This window comes from Micromonospora sp. WMMD714 (assembly GCF_029581315.1).
In the GTDB taxonomy this organism is placed as follows: Bacteria; Actinomycetota; Actinomycetes; order Mycobacteriales; family Micromonosporaceae; genus Micromonospora; species Micromonospora rifamycinica.
Genome location: NZ_CP120744.1, coordinates 4889769 through 4905186 on the forward strand (window position 1 = coordinate 4889769; position 15418 = coordinate 4905186).

General features: G+C 75.1%; 10 protein-coding genes and 2 pseudogenes. 10 read left to right on the forward strand and 2 right to left on the reverse strand.

Annotation, left to right across the window (positions count from 1 at the left end):
* Positions 1–66 precede the first annotated feature (66 nt).
* A pseudogene (locus O7625_RS20815) lies at positions 67–495 on the reverse strand (CrcB family protein); the annotation flags it as partial.
* A gap of 637 nt (positions 496–1132) precedes the next feature.
* On the opposite strand from O7625_RS20815, the gene paaI reads away from it, so the two are divergent.
* The 6 genes and pseudogenes from paaI to O7625_RS20845 all read left to right on the forward strand — a co-directional run bounded on the left by paaI (position 1133) and on the right by O7625_RS20845 (position 7461).
* Complete coding sequence (paaI, locus tag O7625_RS20820) at positions 1133–1513, forward strand: hydroxyphenylacetyl-CoA thioesterase PaaI (RefSeq protein WP_282347031.1); 381 nt, start codon at positions 1133–1135, stop codon at positions 1511–1513.
* Positions 1514–1808: 295 nt separating this feature from the next.
* Positions 1809–3347, forward strand: coding sequence for an ABC transporter substrate-binding protein (locus O7625_RS20825; RefSeq protein WP_282340775.1), 1539 nt, complete (start codon positions 1809–1811; stop codon positions 3345–3347).
* A gap of 10 nt (positions 3348–3357) precedes the next feature.
* On the forward strand, positions 3358–4302 hold the full coding sequence (locus tag O7625_RS20830; protein WP_067312652.1) for an ABC transporter permease: 945 nt from the start codon (positions 3358–3360) through the stop codon (positions 4300–4302).
* On the forward strand, positions 4299–5285 hold the full coding sequence (locus O7625_RS20835) for an ABC transporter permease (RefSeq protein ID WP_282340777.1): 987 nt from the start codon (positions 4299–4301) through the stop codon (positions 5283–5285). Before O7625_RS20830 ends, O7625_RS20835 begins: the two co-directional genes overlap by 4 nt.
* Positions 5282–6271: pseudogene (locus O7625_RS20840) on the forward strand (ABC transporter ATP-binding protein); the annotation flags it as partial. The gene O7625_RS20835 and the pseudogene O7625_RS20840, both read left to right, overlap by 4 nt.
* Positions 6272–6441: 170 nt before the next feature.
* The gene (locus O7625_RS20845; protein ID WP_282340779.1) at positions 6442–7461 is read left to right on the forward strand and encodes an ABC transporter ATP-binding protein; all 1020 of its coding nucleotides are present in this window, start codon (positions 6442–6444) and stop codon (positions 7459–7461) included.
* Positions 7462–7474: 13 nt separating this feature from the next.
* Here O7625_RS20845 and O7625_RS20850 read toward each other — a convergent pair whose 3' ends face one another.
* Positions 7475–9817, reverse strand: coding sequence for an adenylate/guanylate cyclase domain-containing protein (locus O7625_RS20850; protein ID WP_282340781.1), 2343 nt, complete (start codon positions 9815–9817; stop codon positions 7475–7477).
* Between the two features lie 187 nt (positions 9818–10004).
* Here O7625_RS20850 and O7625_RS20855 point away from each other — a divergent pair, with 187 nt between their 5' ends.
* The 4 genes from O7625_RS20855 (at position 10005) to O7625_RS20870 (ending at position 15316) form a co-directional block, all read left to right on the forward strand.
* Entirely contained in the window at positions 10005–13004 is a 3000-nt protein-coding gene (locus O7625_RS20855; protein WP_282340784.1) for a LuxR family transcriptional regulator, read from the forward strand.
* Between the two features lie 118 nt (positions 13005–13122).
* The gene (locus tag O7625_RS20860; protein WP_067314589.1) at positions 13123–13893 is read left to right on the forward strand and encodes a DUF5995 family protein; all 771 of its coding nucleotides are present in this window, start codon (positions 13123–13125) and stop codon (positions 13891–13893) included.
* A gap of 74 nt (positions 13894–13967) precedes the next feature.
* Positions 13968–14717: a phosphotransferase gene (locus O7625_RS20865; protein WP_282340787.1), complete on the forward strand. Its 750-nt coding sequence runs from the start codon at positions 13968–13970 to the stop codon at positions 14715–14717.
* A gap of 188 nt (positions 14718–14905) precedes the next feature.
* Entirely contained in the window at positions 14906–15316 is a 411-nt protein-coding gene (locus O7625_RS20870; protein ID WP_282340789.1) for a hypothetical protein, read from the forward strand.
* Positions 15317–15418: the final 102 nt, after the last annotated feature.

Genomic DNA, 15418 nt, shown 5'->3' on the forward strand with positions numbered 1-15418 from the left:
GCCGGATCCGGGCGCGCGGTGGCCCCGGCCGGCGTCCGTGCCCCACCACCGGGCGACCAGCGCGTCACCGACGGCGACCGCCAGCAGTCCGCCGACCAGGGTGGCGGCCAGGTAGCCCAGGGCCGTCCCGGCGGCCCCGGCGGCCAGCGCCCGGTGCACGTCCACCACGTACGCGGAGAAGGTGGTGAAGCCGCCGAGAACCCCGACGGCGAGGAACGGCCGGACCAGCGGACCGGCCCGACGCCGGCCGAGCACCCCCATCAGCGCCCCGATCAGCAGGCAACCGGTGACGTTCACGGCGAAGGTGGACCAGGGGAACCCGGTCGGCGCGTGGGGCAGGGCGGTCTGCACCCCGGCGCGGGCGAGCGCACCCAGCACCCCACCGGCGGCGATCGCGCCGAGCACGGCGGCCGGGTGCGCGGTCAGCTCACCCCGGTCGGCCGGAACGCGCAGGTCGACGTCGGGGTCGACGCGCCGCGCTGACCACCGCGACATCGGGAGCCCTCCCCACCGGTACGTGCACCACCGGCAGGGGCCGTCGGCGCGTCCGGCGCGGTTCTCCCGGCCGGGGCCGGGACGGCAGCCGCACCGCCGGCACGTCCGTGAGCATAACGCCGCCCGCCGGTCCCGGCGGCCGGAGGAGGTGGCGGTGGGGCGGGCGGCCGGAGCAGGTTGTGGTGGGGCGGATGGCCGGAGGAGATGGTGGTGGGGCGGGTGGCCGGATCGCGCCCGGCACCCGCGACAGGTGGTCGCCGACCCGGCGGCGTACGGTCGGCAGCGGCGACCGGCGTCGGCCCCGGGCGTCGCGCCGGGTGACCCAGGAGGAACCGTGCCGGACCGTAGCCCACGCCCCAGCGATCCGGATGTCGTCGAGCGGACCGACGGGTGGCGGGACGGCCGGCTCCCGGACCCGCCCGGGGAGGTGACGGAGGCTCCCGGCGGAACCGTGACGGAGGCCCCCGCCGGGGTCGTGACGGAGGCTCCCGTCGGGGTCGTGACGGAGGCTCCCGTCGGGGTCGTGACGGAGGCTCCCGTCGGGGTCGTGACGGAGAATCCCGGCGGGACCGGGACCGAGGAGCCCGGCGGGCGGGTGGCGGAGGAACCCGGGGCGGGCCGGACGGCCGCCCACGACATGTTCGACGCCGACGTGGCGTCCCGGGGCCTCGGCATCGAGCTGGTCTCCGCCGGCGACGGGGCGGCGGTGGCCCGGATGCGGGTGACCGCCGGGATGGTCAACGGGCACCGGATCGGCCACGGCGGTTTCCTGTTCCTGCTCGCCGACACCGCTTTCGCGCTGGCCTGCAACACCCACGGCCCGGCGACGGTCGCGTCCGGCGGTGAGATCAGTTTCCTGCGTCCGGTCCGCCAGGGCGACCTGTTGACCGCGTACGCCACCGAACGTGTCCGGTACGGCCGCAGCGGCATCTACGACGTCACCGTTTCCCGGGGCGACGAGGTGGTGGCCGAGTTCCGTGGCCGCAGCCGCACCCTCGACCGGCCGGTCGAGGGCTGAGCCGTACCCTCCCGGCCGGTCGAGGGCTGAGCCGTACCGTCACCCGGCCGGGGCGGGTCCGTGGTGGCCAGGCCCGTCCGGCGGCGGTCCGGATCCCGTCGGTGGAATGAGGTTTGACCGGCGGTGGACAGGAAACGGTAACCGGTGCACCGTGGTGTCCACGGTCCACGCTGCGCGGTCCCGATCGGACGGACGGCCGGTGATCGGGGAATTGCGCTGATTTCATTGACATCGTCCTCATTGGCGGAGAAGACTCGCGTTTTGATCTGCCAGGCGACGGAGGGTGACCGTGTCCATGACCAGATCGAGGATCACCGCGGCGGCGCTCGTCGTCGCCCTGACCGGCCTCGCCGGATGCAGCGCGGGGGAGAGCGTCGACGTCGACGGGGGCGGCCCGTCCGCCGGCCCGGCGGCCGGGGGCACGCTCACCGCCGCCATCGGCGGCGAGCCGGACCAGCTCGACCCGCACAAGACCTCGGCCTACCACAGCTTCGAGGTGCTGGAGAACGTCTACGACACCCTCGTCGAGCCGGACGCCGACCTGACCATGGGGCCGGCGCTGGCCACCAGGTGGACCACCAGCAGTGACCAGCTCACCTGGACGTTCACCCTCCGCGAGGGCGTGACCTTCTCCGACGGGTCGCCACTGACCTCGGAGGACGTCGTCTACTCGTACCAGCGGATCATCAGGGAGAAGTTGAACGCGTCGTTCCGGTTTGCCACCGTCAGGTCGGTGATCGCGCCCGACCCGGCGACGGTGGTGGTCACGCTGACCGCGCCGACACCGAACCTGCTGGCCAACCTCGGCGGATACAAGGGTGTCGCGATCGTCGAGAAGTCCAACGTGGAGTCCGGTGCGATCAAGACCAGGCCGGTGGGCAGCGGACCGTTCACGGTGGCCGGTTACACCGCCGGCGACACGATCAGGCTGGCCCGCAACGACGCCTACTGGGGGCAGAAACCGAAGCTCGACGGGGTCACCTTCACCTTCGTCAAGGACCCGACGGTCGCCCTGCAGAACCTGCGCGGCGGTGAGGTGCAGTGGACCGACAACCTGCCGCCGCAGCAGGTGCCGGCGCTGAAGGAGGCCGGCGGGGTGACCGTCGAGACCACCCCCTCGACCGACTACTGGTACCTCGCCCTCAACGAGCGGCGCAAGCCGTACGACGACGCGAACGTCCGCCGGGCCGTCGCGTTCGCCCTGGACCGGGAGGCGATCACCAAGGCCGCCACGTTCGGGCAGGCCACCGCCAACCAGACCGCGATCCCCCGGGGCAGCTCCTGGCACTACGACTACGCGCCGTACCGGCACGATCCGGAGCAGGCCCGGCGGCTGCTCGGCGGGGCCGGCGTCACGGGCCGCACCATGGACCTGATGGTCACCAGCGAGTACCCGCAGACGGTCACCGCCGCGCAGGTGATCGCGGCCCAGCTCGCCGAGGTCGGGATCACCGTGAAGATCCGTACCCTGGACTTCGCCCAGTGGCTCGACGAGCAGGGCAAGGGGAACTTCGACGCCTTCCTGCTCGGCTGGCTCGGCAACATCGACCCGGACGACTTCTACTACGCCCAGCACCGTACCGGCGGCACGTTCAACTTCCAGGGGTACAGCAACCCCACCGTGGACACCCTGCTCGACCAGGCCCGCACCCAGACCGACAAGGGGGTACGCCAGCAGACGTACGCCCGGGCGGCCAAGCAGATCGTCGACGACGCCAGCTACATCTACCTCTACAACCCGGACGTGGTGCAGGGCTGGTCGACGAAGGTCACCGGCTACCGGGTCCGCACCGACCGGGCGATCCGGTTCCGTGACGTCGCCCTGGGCCGCTGAGGGGGGCGGGGTGGGACGCTTCGTCCTGCGGCGACTGCTCCAGTCGGTCGTCGTCCTGCTCGGGGTGACCCTGGTGGTCTTCCTGCTGCTGCAACTGGTCCCCGGCGACCCGGTCCGGGTCTCCCTCGGCACCCGCTTCGACCAGCAGACCTACGACGCGCTGCGGGAACGCTCGGGGCTGGACCGGCCGCTGGTGGTGCAGTACCTCAGCTACGTCGGCCACGCGCTCACCGGTGACCTCGGGGTCAGCTTCCGCAGCGGCCAGCCGGTCACCACGATCGTGCTGGAGCGGCTCCCCGCCACCGGGTCGCTGGCGGTGACCGCCGTGCTGCTCGCCCTGCTGGTCGCCTTCCCCCTCGGCGTGCTCTCCGCGGTGCGCAGCGGCTCGTTCGTCGACCACGCCGCCCGGGTGTTCAGCCAGTTCGGGGTCTCCGTCCCCGACTTCTGGACGGGCATCATGGGCATCCTGCTCTTCGCCGGGGTGCTCGGCTGGCTGCCGCCGTCGGGCTACGTGGCGCTCACCGACGACCCGGCGGGCTGGGCGTCCCACGTGGCGCTGCCCGCCGCCGCCGTCGGCCTGGTCACCGCCTCCATCCTCACCCGTTTCATCCGCTCCTCGGTGCTCGAGGTGCTCGCCGAGGACTACGTCCGTACCGCCGAGGCCAAGGGGCTGCGCCGGCGGGTGGTGGTCGTCCGGCACGTGCTGCGCAACGCGCTGATCCCGGTGGTCACCGTGGTGGGGGTGCAGTTGGCCAGCCTGGTCGGCGGGGTGATCGTGATCGAGGTGCTGTTCGCCTGGCCGGGCATCGGCCGGCTCACCTACGACGCCGTGCAGGCCCGGGACTATCCGGTGCTCCAGGGCGCGGTGCTCTTCGTGGCCACCCTCTTCCTGCTGACGAACCTGCTGGTGGACGTCCTGTACGCCCGCCTCGACCCGAGGATCAGGCTGCGATGAGCGCCCGGGACCGGACGCCGCCCACCGGCGCGTGGCACGGCGCTCGCGACCCGTCGTCCGTCACCCCGCCGCCGGGCGGCCCGGTCGACGGGAACCCGTGGCCGACGGTGGCCCCGGCGGGTGCCCTGCGGCGTACGCTGACCGCGCTGCGGCACGACCCGCCGGCCGTCGCCGGCACGGTGGTGCTGCTGGTCCTGCTGGTGGTCGGGCTGGCCGGGCAGTGGCTCGCGCCGGCCGGGATCAACGACGTGAACGTCGACGGGATGCTCCGCCCACCCAGTGGCGCGCACCCGTTCGGCACCGACGAGCTGGGCCGCGACGTGCTCAGCCGGGTGCTGGTGGCGGCCCGGGTGTCGTTGCAGGTGGGCCTGGTCAGCGTCGGTATCGCCCTGGCCGTGGGGGTGACCGTCGGCCTGCTGGCCGGCTGGTACGGCGGCTGGGCGGACACCGTTCTCATGCGCGGCATGGACGTGCTGTTCGCCTTCCCCGTGCTGCTGCTCGCCGTGGCGATCGTCGCGGTGCTCGGCCCGGGGCTGGTCACCGCGATGGTCGCCATCGGGGTGGTCTACACCCCGATCTTCGCCCGGGTGACCCGGGCCGGCGTGCTCGCCGTCCGGGAACAGGTCTTCGTCCGGGCCGCCGTCTCCATCGGCACCTCGGACCTGCGTATCCTGCGCCGGCACGTGCTGCCCAACGTCGCCGCGCCGCTGATCGTGCAGACCTCGCTGTCGCTGGCCTTCGCGATCCTGTCCGAGGCGGCGCTGTCCTTCCTCGGGCTGGGCGTCCAGCCACCCGCGCCGGCCTGGGGCCGGATGCTCTACGACGGGCGCGGGTTCGTCACCGACGCCTGGTGGCTGGGGGTCTTCCCCGGCGCGGCGATCTTCCTGACCGTGCTCGCCTTCAACCTGGTCGGCGACGCGCTGCGGGACGTGCTCGACCCCCGTCGGCTCACCCTCGGCGAAGCCCGCAGGAGCATCCGGTGAGCGGACCCGTCGTGCCGTCGCCCCGGGCCGCCGGGGACACGCCGGTGCTGGAGATCAGCGACCTGACGGTGACCCTCGGCACCCGCGACGGCCCGGCCCGGGCGGTCGCGGGCGTCGACTGGTCGGTGTCCCCCGGGCAGACCCTCGCCCTGGTCGGCGAGTCCGGCAGCGGCAAGAGCATGACCGTGCTCGCCGCCACCGGCCTGGCCCCGCGTTCCGCCACGGTCACCGGCCGGGTCCGGCTGCTGGGCCGGGAGCTGACCGCCATGTCCGGCGCGGACCGCCGCCGCTGGCGCGGCCGGCACGTCGGCTTCGTCTTCCAGGACCCGATGACCACCCTCAACCCGGTGCTGACCGTCGGCCGGCAGGTCACCGAGGCGTGCGAGGAGCACCTCGGGATGAGCCGTCGGCAGGCCCGGTCCCGAGCCGTCGAGCTGCTCGACCTGGTCGGCATCCCGTCGCCCGAACGCCGGGTGGACGCCCATCCGCACCAGTTCTCCGGCGGGATGCGGCAACGGGTGGTCATCGCGATGGCGCTGGCCTGCGAGCCGGAGCTGCTGATCGCCGACGAGCCGACCACCGCGTTGGACGTCACCACCCAGGCGCAGATCGTCGAGCTCGTCGCCGACCTGCGCCGCCGGCTCGGCACCGCGGTCGTCTGGATCACCCACGACCTCGGCGTGGTGGCCGGCATCGCCGACACCGTCGCGGTGATGTACGGCGGGCGGATCGTGGAGCAGGGGCCGGTCGACGCGGTCTTCGCCGCGCCGGGCCACCCGTACACCCGGGGTCTGCTGGCCGCCCGGCCCCGGCCCGGCATGGCGGGGGAGGAGCTGGCCGCGATCCCCGGTGCGCCGCCCAGCCCGCTCGCCCTGCCGCCGGGCTGCGCCTTCTGGCCCCGCTGCCCGGTGCGCGGCGACCCCCGCTGCGCCCACGAACTGCCGCCGCTGATCCCGATCGCCCCCGCGCACCGGGTCCGCACCTTCTGTTCCCCCACCGGCGACGGCCTCCTCACCGCCGGCGACCGCCCCACCGGCGGCGACCGCCCCACCGCCGACGGCTTCCCCACCGGTGCCCGTCCGGCCACCGGCGACGACCGGTCCACCGGTGTGTCGACCGCCGGCACGGGCCACGACCGACCCATCCCGGAGGGCTGATGAGTACGGCACCCGTCGCCGAACTCGACGACCTGACCGTCTGGTTCCCCAGCCCCGGCGGCCCACCCGTCCGTGCGGTGGACGGGGTGTCGCTGGCGGTGCGGGCCGGCGAGACGCTGGGGCTGGTGGGTGAGTCCGGCAGCGGCAAGTCGACCGCCGGTCTGGCGCTGCTGCGACTGGTCGACCCGACCGCCGGGCGGATCCGGGTCGGCGGACAGGACGTCACCGGCTGGTCGCGTCGTCGGCTACGCGGGCTGCGTCGCCGGGTGGCGATGGTGTTCCAGGACCCGCAGGCGTCGCTGGACCCGCGCCGCACCGTCGGCGCCAGCATCGCCGAGCCGCTGGTCGTCCACCGGCTCGCGGGCAGCGCCGAGGCCCGTCGGCGTCGGGTCGCCGAGCTGCTCGACCTGGTGGGGCTACGACCCGAGACGGCCGGCCGGCACCCGCACGAACTCTCCGGCGGCCAGCGCCAGCGGGTCGGGATCGCCCGGGCGCTGGCCGGTGAGCCCGACCTGATCGTCCTCGACGAACCGATCGCGTCGCTCGACCTGAGCGTGCAGGCGCAGATCATGAACCTGCTGCGCCGGCTGCAACGTGACCTCGGGCTGACCTACCTGTTCATCGCGCACGACCTGGCCGCCGTGGAGCACCTGAGCGACCGGATCGCCGTGATGCACCTGGGACGGATCGTGGAGACGGGCACCCCGGCGCAGCTCTGGCGGGAGCCGGCACACCCGTACACGGCGGCCCTGCTGTCGGCGATCCCGGTGGCCGACCCCCGGGTGGAGCGCGACCGGCGACGGATCATCCTGCGTGGTGAGCTGCCCAGCCCGACCGACCCGCCGAGCGGCTGCCGGTTCCGGACCCGCTGCCCGCAGGCCCGTCCCGACTGCGCCGAGACGGATCCGCCCGCGGTCGAGGTGGCCCCCGGTCACCACGCCGCGTGTCTCTTCGCCGGTGTGGCGGTACGCGCCATGCGTGACGACCCGCCCCCACCGGTCACCGGGGCGATCCACTGAGCGCCGGTGACGGTCAGGCGGCCCGCGCCGGTAACGGTACGGCCGGGCGCGGCACCCCTTCCCCCCGTCGTCGCCGGCCACCGGTGCCCGGTCGGGGACCGGCCGGCGCGGCGGCCACCCGGACCGGTAGCGGCACGACCACCGCGCCCGCGCGCGCCACCCCGGCGCCGGGCCGTGGATCGCGGTCCCCGGACCCTCCGGACCGCCGCAGCGGGTCGAACCGGCGTGGTCCGTCGACGTTGACCGGCACCCGGCGGGGGTCGTGGGACGGGATGGCGTCCGGGGGGACCGTCCGCAGCCGGAAGGTGTCACCGGCCGTTGCCGTGACGACCGCCCGCCGCCACGGCGACCGGCTTCCCGTGGTCGATCCGCCGATCGACCGGATGTCCGTGGTCGACCCGCCGATCGACCGGATGTCCGTGGTCGACCCGCCGATCGGCCGGATACCCGGGACCGCCCGCCCGACCCCGGTCCGGTGGGCGAGGTCGCCGCGGCCGGCGGACGCGGCGGGTAGGGCGGTGCCGGCCCGGTGGGCGAGGTCCGCGTGGGCGGCGGGGAGGGTGGTGCCAGCGCGGCGGGCGAAGTCGGCGTGGGCGGCCGGAAGGGCGGTGCCGGCCCGGCGGGCGAAGTCGGCGCGGACCGTCCGGGGCAGCCGGTCGGACGCGCAGCGGCGCAGGGCCGGGTCGGCGATGACGTGGCCGCCCCGCGCGCCGGGCCGGACCAGCCCGGCGTCGGTGAGCCGGCGCAGGCTGTCCGCCACCCGACCGGGCGTCCAGCCGAGCAGCCCGGCCACCGCCGACGCGGTGAACTCGCCGTCGAGGGTCGCGGCGGCCATCAGCACCGCCCGGTGCGGGCCGTCGCACCGGTCCAGCCGGGCGGCGGCGCGGCGGCGCAGCGACTCGGGCAGCGCCGGTTCGGCCGACCGGCCGGCCGGCGGCTGCGGCGTGCCCGGTCGCGCGGCGTCGACGTAGGCGGCGGCGTAGCCGGGGCGGCCGGCGACCAGCGGCACCAGCCGGACGACGTCCGTGGCCGGTCGACCGGCCCGGGCGACCAGCCGACGCAGCAGCCGGCCGGTGTGGACGGTGTCCAACGGTGGCAGTTCCACCGGCTGGCGGCGGTGCCCCGGCAGCGGCAGCGGGTCCACGTGCTCCGGCCGGTGGGTGGCCAGCACCGCCAACGGCAGCCCCCGGGCGGTCGCGGTGGCGAACAGCGTGTGCAGGAAGTGGTTCACCTGCGGGGCGGCCCGGTCCAGGTCGTCCACGCCGACCACCACCGGTCGGCGGGCGGCCAGGGCGAGCAGCACCTGGCGTACCGCTGCGGCCCCGGTCTCCGCCGACCGGTCCGGGGCGGCCAGCAGCGCACCGAGCGCCGCCACCGTCACCGCCGCCCGGTGCGCCGGTAGCAGGCCCTCGACCAGGGCGGCCAGCCGGGCGTGGACGGTCTCCGCCGGGTCGGTGGCGGCCAGCCCCGCGAGGTCCCGCAGCAGCTCCGCGACCGGCCCGAGCACCTGCTCCGGGTACGGCGGGCAGTGCGCCACCGTCCAGCACACCGGGGTGCCGTCGACCTCCGGCAGCCGGTGGCGCAGCTCGGCCAGCAGCCGGCTGCGACCGATGCCGTCCGGCCCGACCAGGGCCACCCACCGTGGACGGTGCTCGCGGGCGGCGCGGGTGAGCTGGTCACGGACGGTGGCGACCTCGCGCCGCCGGCCGATCAGCGGGCCGTGGTGCCGGGTGGGGCGCGGATGTCCGGTGCGGGTGACCCGCCAGACGTCGACCGGCAGCGCCTTGCCGGTGAGGGTGGCCGGGGCGAGGGCGTGCTGGTCGACCAGGCCGGCGGTGGCCCGGTGGGTGGCGGCGCAGACGACCACGCCACCCGCCGGGGCGTACTCCTGGATGCGGGCGGCGGTGGTGAGGACCGCGCCGGAGGCCATGCCGTGGCCGCCGTCGCGGACGCCGGCCAGGTCGACCACCGCCTCGCCGGTGGCGACACCGACCCGGACCCGCAGCCGCACCCCGCCGGGGAGCACCCGCCGGTCCAGCGCGGTCTGGATCTCCAGGGCGGCCCGGACGGCCCGGTAGCCGTCGAGCCCGTCGGAGGTTCGGGCGCCGAACAAGGCCATCACCGCGTCACCGACGTACTTCTCCACCGTGCCCTGCCAGCGGCGCAGCACACCGGCGACGATGTCGAAGTAGGCGAACTGCACCGCCCGGACGTCCTCCGGGTCCAGCCGTTCGGTCAGCGCGGTCGACCCGACGATGTCGGCGAAGAGCACCGTCAGTGTCCGCCGTTCCTGCGGTACCGGCCAGGGCGACGTGGTGACGTCTTCCCGACCGGTACCGACCGTGGACAGTGGCATCCCACCCACCCTTCATCCGCAGTGGTGTTGACGACGATCGGAGACTTCCACCACCGGGCTGACGGGGGATCTGCCGAACGACGTATGTCGGCGCGACAGCACCTTTAGTCGCAATGTCGACGCGAGAGGTACCGGTGAGGTATTAAGCCCGTAGAAGGGTGCGGGGACCTGTGACTAGGCTGCGGACATGGCCAGCGATGTGGACACCGCACCGCTCGTCGGCCGCGCCGACCAGCTGGCGGTGCTGTGCGCCGCGCTCCACCACGACATCGGTCCCGGGCAGACCGCCGCGGTCTTCGTCAGCGGCGAGAGCGGGGTGGGCAAGACCCGCCTGCTCACCGAGGCGGCGGCCCGGTTACGGGACGCGGGGGCGGTGGTGCTCACCGGCTCCTGCCTGGACATCGGCGACGCCTCACCGCTGCACCCGGTGCTCCAGGCGCTGCGCCGGTTCGACGCCGAGCTCGCCGCCGGTCAGGCCCGCACCTCGTCGACGGTGCGCGGCCTGCTGCGGACCTTCGTCGAGGAGACCGGGGGAGCCGACAGCGCCGGGGCACTGCTGGAGCGGGTTTCCCGGGGGCTGAGCATGATCGCCCAGGGGCGTCCGCTGGTGCTCGTCCTCGACGACCTCCAGTGGGTGGACCGGACCACCCGGCAACTGCTGCTCTATCTGCTCGCCGGCCTCGGTGACCTGCAACTGTCGGTGCTGGCGGCGGTGCGGGCCGAGTCGTTGCAGGGGGCACACCCGCTGCGTCGGGTGCTCACCGAGCTGCGCCGGCTGCGGTCGGTGCGGGTGCTCGACCTGGCCCCGCTCGACCGGGCCGACACCGACCGGCTGGCCGTCGAGATCGTCGGTACGCCGCTGGCGCCGGAGGCCGCCGAGCAGATCTGGCAGCGCAGCGGCGGCAACCCGTTCGTGGTCGAGGAGCTGGCCCGTGACCTGCGCGACGGCCGCGCCGGACTGTCCGACACGCTGCGCGAGATCTTCCTGTCCCGGGTGGACGCGCTGCCCCGGCACGCGCACGCGGCGGTGCACGCGGTCGCCGTCGGTGTCGAACCGGTCGAGCACTGGCTGCTCGCCGAGGTGCTCGGCCTGCCCGAGGCGGAGCTGATCGAGGCGCTCCGGGAGGCGGTCGCCCACCGGCTGCTCGTCGGTGCGGACGACGGCTACCGGCTGCGGCACCGGCTGGTCGCCGAGGTGCTCGCCCACGAGCTGCTCCCGGCGGAGCGGACCGGTCTGCACCGCCGCTACGCAGAGGCGCTCACCCGGGCACCGGCGGAGCTGCACCAGGCGCGGCTGGCACACCACTGGCGGCTGGCCGGCGAGCCCGGCCGCGCCCTGCCGGCGGCGATGGCCGCCGCCGGGGAGGCCGAACGGCTCTACGGTTTCGCCGAGGCGCACCGGCACTGGACGGCGGCGTTGCAGCTCGCCGCCACCCCGGTCAGCGGACCGGGGGCGACCCCGCCCGAGGTGGACCGGGCGGTGTTGCTGGAGCACGCCGCCGAGACCGCCCACCAGAGCGGCGAGCACGCCCGCGCGCTGTCCCTGCTGACCGAGTTGACCGGCGGCGAACCGCTCGACCCGTCCTGCGGGCTGCGCATCCGGCGGGCCCGCTACCTCGCCGCGGCGGGCCGGTCCGCCCCCGCCGAGGCGGAGTACCGCAGCGTGCTGGAATCCGCCGAGTGCACCACCCGGGAACGGACGACGGCCGCCGCCCGCCTCGCCGAGCTGCTGCTGCACCTGGGCCGGTACGCCGACGCCGGGCAGCGCGCCCGCGAGGCGCTGGAGCTGGCGGCGACGGTCGGCGGCAGCACCACCGAGGTGGTACTGGCCAGCTCCGCGCTGGGCTTCAGCGAGGCGTTCCTGGAGGACCCGGACGCGGGCCTGGCGGTGGTCCGCCGGGCCCTGGACACCGCCGAGCGCTCCGGTGGCCCCGAGGACGTGGCCTGCGCGTACCTGCATCTGGCGGAGCTGATGACCGGGCCGCTGAACAACCTCGAGGAGGGGGTGGTGGTGGCCCGGCGGGGCGCCGAGCGGGTCGCCGAGCTGGGGCTGGGCCGCACCTACGAGACCCGGCTGCTGGCCATCGCCACCAACGGGCTGTTCCGGGTCGGCCAGTGGGCCGAGGCGGAGAAGGTGGTCGCGGCGGCGCTGCGGCACCGTCCGTCCGGGGCCGACGCGGTGGAGCTGCTGCTGGCCCGCTGCCGGCTCTCCGTCGGGTACGGCGACGTCGAGGCCTCCGACCGGGACCTGGAGGCGGTGGCGACCATGCTCGCCGGTGGTGGCGCACCCCGGCACGTACTGCCGATGCTGATCCTGCGCGCCGGCCTGGCGATGTGGCAGGGCCGGCACGACGTGGCCCGACAGGCGGTGCAGCGGGGGCTGACCGAGAGCCGCTCCGACGACGTGGTGCTGCTGGGCACGCTGGCCTGGCACGGGCTGCGGGCCGAGGCGGAGGCGCACGCCAGCCGGACCGTCGCGGTGGACCCCACGGCGGTCCGCCGGCTGCGCGACGCGCTCGACCGGGTGGCCAGCAAGAGCACGACGGCGGCCGGTCCGGTCCGGCTCAGCGCCGACGGTTTCCTGGTGTTGAGCATGGCCGAGCTGACCCGGCTCGACGGGCGGGGCGACCCGGAGGCCTGGGCCCGGTCGGCGGCGGAGTGGGACAAGCGGCACCATCCCTACCCGGCGGCCTACTCGCGACTGCGGCAGGCCGAGGCGTTGCTGGCCCGGCGGAGCCGGGGCAAGGCCGTCGGCCGGCTGCTGCGGGAGGCCCACGAGATGGCGCAGGGCCTGGGGGCCGTGCCGCTGACCAGCGAGATCAGGACATTGGCCGGGCGGGCCCGGGTGGAGTTGACCGAGCGCGCCCCGTCCGCGCCGGCCACGGGTGTCCCGCGTGCGCGGGCGGGTCGGAGCCGGCCGGCCGGGGCGGGCCGCGCCCGTGCCGGCGGGGCGGACGGGGCCGGCGCACCGTCCGGGTCGGACGCCGACGAGCTGACCACGCTGACCGCACGGGAACGTGAGGTGCTCGCCGCGGTGGCCGAGGGGCTGACCAACCGGGAGATCGGCCAGCGGCTGTTCATCAGCGAACGCACCATCGGCGTGCATGTGTCGCACATCTTCGACAAGCTCCAGGTGCGGACGAGGGTGCAGGCCAGCGCCATCCACCTGCGCACCCGGGGCGCGTGAGCGTACGTCCGGCGCGGTGTCGAATACGTCGTTCTACTGATCCGGTACGACACCGGCGCTGACAGGCTGTCCCTCGACAACGACGGCGCGGCGCTGCCCCGACCACTGTGGAGGAGTCATGAGGGAACCGGTCTGGGGGCCCGTGCACGCGGACATCGTCGACCTGCTCGCCGATCATCCGGAGGACGTGCCGGCGGTGGTCGACCACCTCACCAAGCTCCAGGATCTGCTGGTCCGGATGCCGCCGTTGGAGCGGAGCTGCCCGCTGGCCGACTTCAACCGGCTCTACCTGACCATCACCAGCCGGGTGCTGGAGGGGCTCTACGACGACTACTTCGCCGACCCGGTCTTCCTGTCCCGGCTGGACGTGGAGTTCGCGGCCCGCTACTTCGACGCGATGCGGTTGTGGACCGAGTCGAGCCCGACCACCCCGCGCGCCTGGTCCTGCCTGTTCCAGCGGATGCGCGGCCCGGACGCCCGGCCGTTGCCGTCGGCGGCGGCGGGGGTGAACGCGCACATCAACTTCGACCTGCCGTTCGCCCTGGTGACCACGTTCGACCACCTGGAGTCCGAGCCGGTGGACGGCACCGAGCAGCACCGGGACTACCTCAAGATCAACGACATCTTCGCCGACAAGATCCCCTCGCTGCGGCGCGGCTACCTGGAGCGGTGGCAGCTGCTCCTCGACATGCTCAACGGGGACATCGACGACTGGTACCAGGGCGAACTGGTCGAGTACACCAGGGACGTGGCCTGGCGCAACGCGCAGAAGATCTGGCGTTGCCGGCACGATCCGCAGGCCCGTGACGGCGAGCGCACCCGGCTGGACGACAACGCCGCTGCGCTCGGTCGGCTGCTGCTGTCACCACTGGGGGCGTTCCTGCAGTAGCAGCCGCGACGGGGGGTCCCCGCGCGCCGGGAAACCGGCGCGCGGGGACGCGTCCGTTCGGCCAGGATGGTGCGATGCGCCCCGACGAACAGCCGCTGCCCGGCAACGTGACCACCGGGGTGGTCCGGGTCGGTGACACCGTCCGCCGGCCGGTCGGCCCGTGGACCGATGCGGTCGACGCACTGCTGACCCACCTGCACGACGCCGGCTTCGACGGTGCGCCCCGGCCGCTGGGCCGCGACGACCGGGGCCGTCAGGTGCTGGAGTACGTGCCGGGAGAGTGCGGACACCCCGCCGGCCGGTACCGGACCGCCGAGCTGGCCTCGATCGGTCGCCTGCTGGCCGACCTGCACCGCGCGGTGGCCGACTTCGTGCCCCCGGCGTCGGCCCGGTGGCAGGTGCCGATCCGCCCCGACGGCACGGATCTGATCTGCCACCACGACGCGGCACCGTGGAACCTGGTCCGCGCCCCGCGCGGTTGGGTGCTGATCGACTGGGACGGCGCCGGCCCCGGCACCCGCCGCTGGGAGCTGGCGTACGCCGCGCAGGCGATGGCCGGGATGCGCCCCGACCGGCCGGTCGCGGAGTCGGCCCACCGGCTGCGGGTCCTGGTCGACGGCTACGGCCTGCCGGCGGCGGAGTGTCCCGCGCTCGCCGCGACCCTCGGTCCCCGGGCCCGCGCGATGTACGACCTGCTGCGCGACGGCGCCCGGGACGGCGTGCAGCCGTGGGCCAGGATCCACGCCGAGGACGGCCCCTACTGGCGGTCGGTCGCCGACCACCTGACCGCACACGTCGACGACTGGACCCGCGCCCTGACCTGACACCTTCCCGCCGTCACCCGCCGGTCCGGGCACGGGGCCGGCATGCTGGCCGGAAGGCGTGTCGGTCCGGGCATGGGGGCCGGCGTGCCGGTCCGGTCCGTGGCCGCTGCCGGTCCGCGCTCCTGGAGTCCGGGCCACCCGTCGGCGGGGCCGGGTGTCGGGTGACGTGCACCGGGTATCCGTCGGCCATGCCCGTACACCGGTTCGCGTTCCGGTTCGACCCCAGGTTCCAGGCCCCGCTGGCGCTGCTCGGCATCCGGCCGCAGACCTGTGCCGTGGTGGTCGACGACGAGATGGTGGCGATCCGGTTCGGCCCCTGGCGGCTGCGTACCGCGCGGGGGAACGTGGTCGGTGCCCGGCGCGGTGGGCCGTACCGCTGGTGGCGGGTGGTCGGGCCGCACCTGTCGCTGGCCGACGGCGGGGTGACCTTCGGTACCGGCACCACGGCCGGGGTGTGCCTGCGGTTCGGCTCGCCGGTGCCGGGGCTGGCCCCCGGCCGGTGGCTGCGCCACCCGGCGGCCACGGTGACGGTCACCGACCCCGACGCCCTGCTGGCGGCCCTGTCCGTCGCGCCACCGACCGCCACCCACCCGGCCTGACGATGTGCCCGGCCTGAGGGATCGCCCGGCTTCCCCGTTCCGGCCGGCGGAGCCGGTGCCAGCGCCTACCGTCGGGAACAGGGGCTACCAGGGCGGTCGGGG